Below are 6,511 nucleotides of genomic sequence, written 5' to 3' on the forward strand. Positions count from 1 at the left end.
CCCCCCGCCAGATCCAGGATCGTGGGCGTGATATCGATATTCAACACATTCTCCCCGATGGTGCTGCCCGCCTCAATGAATCCCGGCGACCAGGCCAGCATCGGCACCCGCATGGACTCCTCATAGGCCTGCCGTTTGTCGATCAGCCCGTGCTCGCCCAGCATAAAACCGTTGTCGCCCATATAGATGACCAGCGTATTTTCTGCCAGCCCCTGCTCCTGGAGATAGTCCAGCACCCGGCTGATGCTCTCGTCCACACCCATCAGCGACTCGCTGTAGCGCGGGATGATTTCGTCGATCCCCTGCGGGTGGTCCGCCCGACCGTGGTACATGTGCTCGACCCCGTGCCAGCTATAGCGCTGCTCGCGCACCCAGTCCGGCTTGCCCTCGTAGTTCGATTCGATATTCTTCATCGACTGGGGCATGGAAATCTGCGCCTCTTCATACATCCCCTCATGACGCTCCGCAGGCTCGAATTCAGCGTGGACCGCCTTGTGAGACAGGTACGCAAAGAAGGGCTGGTCCCGGTCGACCTCCTCCAGCCACTCGAGGGTGTAGTCGGTCAGCAAATCCGTAATATAGCCCTCCACCTGCCGGCGCTCTCCGTCGAAATTCAGGGTCGGATCGTAGTAGACGCCCTGCCCGCGGAAGCTCACCCACCGGTCGAAGCCCGGCTGGGGATCGTCATGGGCATGGCCGATGTGCCATTTGCCGAAATAGCCGGTCTGGTAGCCCGCCTCCTGGAGCGCCTCGGAAAACAGCGGGGTCCCTTCCGGCATCACGTTGTTGTTATCGACCACCCCGTGGCGAAACGGGTACTGCCCGGTCAGGATCGAGGCCCGGCTGGGGGAACACAGGGAAGTGGTTACAAAGGCGTTGGCCAGGTGCGCCCCCTCTTCGGCCATCCGGTCCATGCCCGGGGTCTTCAGAAAATCCGGACTCTCCGGGTGGAAACCCATGTAGTCGTAGCGGTGGTCATCGCTCAGGATAAAGATGACATTCTGCGGCTGTGACTGGGCCTGTCCCGCACATATGTTTATTAATCCCATGAATAGTAGTACCAGCAATACTCCTTTTCCGATTGTTCTCATTGGTCTGTTTGCTTATGGTTTATATTAAAGAAAGCTTTGCGAAACTGCCTTTTGGCTAATCTATTAAATTTACCGATTCCTGCCATAACCGGTGTCCGCGTATTCGGACCTTTCGGTATCAGGGCCACTGCGGCAGGGGAGCCTCTGTTTTTTCGAGCCACTCTTCCAGCTGCCGTTTCAGTTTATCCCGCTGCTGCGGCCTACTGTCGGCAAGGTCATGCTCTTCACCGATGTCCTCCTGCAGGTTATACAGCTGAAGATCACTGGTCTCATAGAATTTCAGCAATTTCCATGGCCCCGATCGGATCACACTCACCGGCGTCGTTCGCCAGGCATTATTCGGGTAACCGGGAAAGTGCCAGTATAGATGATCCCGCTTCAGCGAGGCTTCCGGATCCTCCAGCAGAGGCACCAGGCTGAGTCCGTCCAGCGGGTAATTGCGGGGGGTGTCTAATCCGGCCAGTTCCAGGTAGGTCGGGTAGAAGTCCACGCTGATCACCGGCTCCCGGCTTGTTGATCCCGGTGCAACCACTCCCGGCCATCGGATAATCAGCGGTACCCGGATGCCCCCTTCGTAAAAGGTCCCCTTCCCTCCTTTCAGGGGAGCGTTGTCGGTAATGTTGGCCTCCCCGTGGCCCAAAAATCCATATCCGCCCCGCCCGCCGTTATCCGAGTAGAAAATGACCACGGTGTTTCGGGTCAGATCCCATTTCTCAAGCGCATCCAAAATTTTACCCACATTCCGGTCCAGCGTTTCAATCATCGCCGCGTAAGCGGAGTGGGAATGTCCCCGGTCCCCCTCCTTCCGGTCGTACTTTTCGACGAGCTCCTCCGGTGCCTGGAAAGGACTGTGCGGGGTATAGTAGGAAAGATTTAGATAAAAAGGTCCCCCGCGATGGTCGTCTATATACGCTATCGCTTTCCGGGTCAGGTAATCGGTCAGGTATTCCCCTTCCCGGGCATCTGCGATATGGGGATTATTATTGGGTTTAAAATAGCCTCCCTCCCAGCTGCCGGGATTTCCCGCACCGTACCCCCCGATATTGTGGTCGTATCCCTGCTGCTCCGGTCCGTATGACGGGGGATCGCCCACATGCCATTTGCCGATCAGCGCGGTGTGGTACCCCCCCTGCCGCAGCATTTTGGCTTCGGTTATTTTTTCAGTGGGCAGCGCATGGGCATTTTCGGCGGGAATCATGGCGCCGGGACCCGAATCGCCTACGTGGTAGATCGGCTGATGCGGATAATATTGTCCGCTGACCAGTGCCGCTCGCGTGGGCGAACAGTTGGCGGCGTTGGTATAGGCGTTTAAAAATTTCATCCCCTCTGCGGCGAGCCGGTCGATATTCGGGGTTTCATAGAAGGTGCGTTTCAGGGGATCAAAACTGTTAATGTCGGTCAGACCCAGGTCATCGGCCATGATGAAGACGATGTTCGGCTTTTTATCAGGAATTTTTTCCTGTGCCGCAACAGAGCTGATACCCATGGCCCATAGCAACAAGCTGAGGGAAAAGCGCCTTGCAAATCCTTTGAAAATTAATTGTTTCATTATATGTCCAACCCTTTCATCATATGTTTAATCCTGCAAATATCATTATATCTAACTCATTATATCTAACCCCGCAAATAATATATCATGCTATTGTTATGAGTGAATTCCTATGTATACTTGGTTATAATTGTTTATAAGAGGATGCCTCTGGATTTAGTTATAAGTTTATGGGACTTAAATCTACTAAATTCAGGGCGTCCTCTTTTTTATAATACCTTTGAAAAACCATTGAGTTTGTCATTTTGAGCCTATTTTAAAAATCCAACTAACAGCTGGGGCTTTTAAAGGGAGATTCCTTCAGCTACGTTAAGGATGACAGCGGGGTTTTGCAAAGCCTCAAGTTATTTATGGGACTTTCCACGAAAACGAACCCCCTGTACGTCCTGCCGCTTGAAGAAACCCTTTGGAAACTGCTCTTTTGGCCAATCTCTGCATTTTCACACATTCAATCTTCTCACATATGCTTAACCCGTATTATTTACGAAAGCTAACATTCTGTACCTCCTGCTGCTTTACATTGAAGGTTTTCCTCATTTTTTCGAGGACATCCCTGTACTCGGGATTACCGGCCAGGTTGTCATATTCTTCCGGATCGTTTTTATGATCATACAGCTCTTCGTTATGAGCCTGAACCTCTTCCCCCCACCTCGTATATCTCCATCTTTCCGTCCTGATTGAAGCAGCATTCCCCTGGTAGGAAACGGTATAAGCCGAACGTTCTGTAAGCCCGGGCTCCTTTTCTGTCAGATGCCTCACCAGGCTTCTTCCCTGCAGTATGTCCGGAACTTCCCCGGCATAGCCCGTTAAGTCTGTCAGGGTAGGATAGAGGTCTATCAGTTCGGTAACTTGCCGGCTACGCTTTCCATAATTCTTTTGATACTTTCTTCCCGGCACCGATATAATAAGGGGGGCTCGCACGCTGCCTTCCCACAGACTGATCTTTGACCAGCTGTCATGTTCACCCAGGTTATAACCGTGATCTGACAGAAAAACCACGATTGTTTCTTCCCTGACCCCAAGCCGGTCAAGCGCATCGAGAACACGTCCCACCTGCCGATCCATAAATCGCACACTTGCCATATACCCGCTGATCACCTGCTTTTTTTGCCATTCATTCATGCCGAACTTGTTCTCATTTTGCTGCCTGAGGGCCTGGTCGGGAACATTTTCATCCACCTTGCCGGGAGGCAACACAACCTCCTCCTCCGGATAGGGTTGAAAAGAACTTCTCGGCGCAATAAAAGGAACGTGGGGCCGGACAAACCCAACGGCAAGAAAAAAGGGAGCATCCGGTTTTTCCCGCACTAAATTTGTTGCTCCCTCTGCGATATCGCCCGTCCGATTTTCCAAAATAGCGATAGCCTGACTGGCAGCCAGGTAATCGGTCTGGGTGTGTTTCATACTGTCTGCAATAATCATGCGCGAAAAGTTACCACCATAGTGATGATTATCCGGGGAAAGCAACTCCAGCTGTCCCGGTCCCAGCGTCTCAGGTCCCATCACATTATAGGCATAATCCCATGAATCGGGATCATCGCCCCCGGCACCGCCCCGCTCAATACCACCGGGCACGCCCATATGAAATATTTTAGACACCCGGGCGGTATAATACCCTTGCTGGCGAAAGAAGCCCGCCATCGAAGGATGATCTGAAAGAGCGGGTGTTTTCTTTTTATAGCTGCCGAGCTGCGTGGAATTACCAAGAACCCCGTTTGTTTCGGGATACAATCCACTCATGAGCGAAGCGCGCGAGGGACCGCATATCGGGTATTGCGAGTATGCCCTGGTAAATCGAACGCCCTCCCGGGCCAGCCGGTCAAGGTTCGGCGTGTGGTCGTCAATATCCATATACGGACCGATCCGGGTGTTTAAATCATCCGCAATAATTAACACAACATTAGGCTTTTCCTGTCCCTGCAACATGGCGGGAAATAATAACAGGCATAAAACGAGGATGAGGAGACTTGAACAGATACATTTTATATGATCAATCATCTTAATCAGTTTAATTCTATATGAAATTATACGGGCAGCATCATGTCTTGCGAGGCAATACGTGTAGCAACTTCAGTCTTCTGGATTGTTATTATATGTCATTAGCCCAAGCAAAATAGAATCCTGGCTTTCCAAAGCCTTTTCCCGTGTTTTGCAACCATTAAAACCTAATCTATTCTGGTTAGCATAAGTGTTCTGAAATCCATGACAGCATCGCCCGGAATCTCAAGTGCCTGCAGCACCAGGGGTCCCCGGCCCTCGGGCAGGGTTATCATCCCCATTTCAAGCGGTTTAAAATCTTTGACATACGATTCGATCCGCTCCACCCGGTCGTGCTCCATTCCCCGAAGCGGGGGATCATGCGCCTGCCTGATTGTGTCGGTGACGGCGGCGGACCCAAAGGAGAGCTGCACGACGGATCCGAGGTCCGCCGGGGGACAGGTGTAATACAGTTCTACCCGGTAGGTGCCGGCTTCCCGCACCTCCACATCCCAGCTGATGCTGTCAGCGGTGCTTCTCCAGTTGGTAAAAAACGACGCATTCGGGAAGCGGTTGGACCGTTCAATATGGCCATGCGGACTCCCGTCGCGAGCCGGCAGCTGCGTATATTTGAAGTCCGGGTGTCCCACGGGAAAGGGTCGCTTTGTTTCCCCCAGCTCCTCCGGGATGACCGCCCGCTCCCATCCCTGCAGAGTATCCGTCAGGGTCTTCGTTATCTGCGGGTGACGGCCGGACACATCCCGGTGCTGCCCGCGGTCTTCGGTGATATCGTAGAGCCTCCCCTCATGATCCAGCCGGTAGGTGGGGCTTCGCACGCTGGTCCGCCCGTTCCAGTGCGAAAAGAGCAGCCGCTCTTTCCGAGGCTGCTCTGTCCCGCTCAGCAGGGGTTGCAGGCTGACCCCGTCCACCGGCTTACGGGTCTGCAGCTCCACTCCTGCCAGGTCGGACAGGGTGGGCAGCAGGTCAATGGCTGCGGCAATTCCCGAAATCTGGGTTCCTGGTTCAATGACCTGCGGCCAGCGAATAAACAGGGGCGAGCGCACGCCTCCTTCGTCGGTCGATCCCTTCCGGCCCCGCATCCCGCCATTCCAGCGCCAGCTGTTGGGACCATTATCACTCATGTACACCACAATCGTCTGCTCGCCCACTTCCCGTTCCCGCAGCTTGGCCATCACCCGGCCCACATTCCAGTCGATGTTCTCGACCATCGCGAGCGCAGCCCTGGTAAACGCCGGGTCCTCTTTGCCGGGGTCTCGGTGGCGCATGGTAAGCTCCCTGCCTTCAAGCGCCTTCCACCACCGATCGGGCACCTGCATGGGCGAATGCGGGGTATTATAGGGCAGGTACAGCAGGAAGGGATCCCCGCTCCCGCTGTGGTCTTCGATAAACTCAAGGGCTTTGCTGGTCACATCGTCGGGCAGGTAGCCGTCGCCCTGCACCAGCTCCCCATTGCGTTCCAGCAGCGAGGGACTAAAGTAATCGCCCCAGTGCCCGGAGGCAAAGCCGTAGAACTCATCGAAGCCCCGGCCGTTGGGATGATAGGGATACTGCATGCCGTTGTGCCATTTTCCAAAAACGCCTGTTGCGTAGCCGGACCGCCTGAATACCTCCGCGATCGTGGTTTCATCGAGGTCCAGCCGCTCGCCCCCGGCCGAGGTGCCGTACACCCCGCCCCGCGGATGGTACCGGCCTGTCAGCAGTTCCGCCCGCGTGGGCGAGCACACCGGGCTCACGTAAAAATTCGAAAAAGACGCTCCCCGGGAGGCCAGCGTATCGATATTCGGCGTGCTCACATTTGTATTTCCGTGGACACTCAGGTCGCCCCACCCCTGGTCGTCGGTGACAATCAGTACAATGTTGGGGGCTGGGTGGT

4 protein-coding genes are annotated in these 6,511 nt (G+C 54.4%); all 4 read right to left on the reverse strand.

Features of this window, described 5'->3' with window-relative positions:
• Positions 1-1,091, reverse strand: a 1,091-nt coding sequence (locus ACESLU_RS09910; RefSeq protein WP_372638495.1) for a sulfatase, incomplete at its 3' end; no start/stop codon positions are given.
• A gap of 118 nt (positions 1,092-1,209) precedes the next feature.
• Positions 1,210-2,640 (reverse strand): sulfatase, encoded by a 1,431-nt coding sequence (locus tag ACESLU_RS09915; protein WP_372638496.1) that lies wholly within the window; start codon positions 2,638-2,640, stop codon positions 1,210-1,212.
• Between the two features lie 477 nt (positions 2,641-3,117).
• Complete coding sequence (locus ACESLU_RS09920; RefSeq protein ID WP_372638497.1) at positions 3,118-4,638, reverse strand: sulfatase; 1,521 nt, start codon at positions 4,636-4,638, stop codon at positions 3,118-3,120.
• A gap of 167 nt (positions 4,639-4,805) precedes the next feature.
• Positions 4,806-6,511 (reverse strand): arylsulfatase (locus ACESLU_RS09925; RefSeq protein ID WP_372638498.1); only part of this gene is annotated, 1,706 nt, incomplete at its 5' end.

It is taken from the genome of Fodinibius sp., assembly GCF_041642155.1.
Taxonomy (GTDB): domain Bacteria; phylum Bacteroidota; class Rhodothermia; order Balneolales; family Balneolaceae; genus Fodinibius.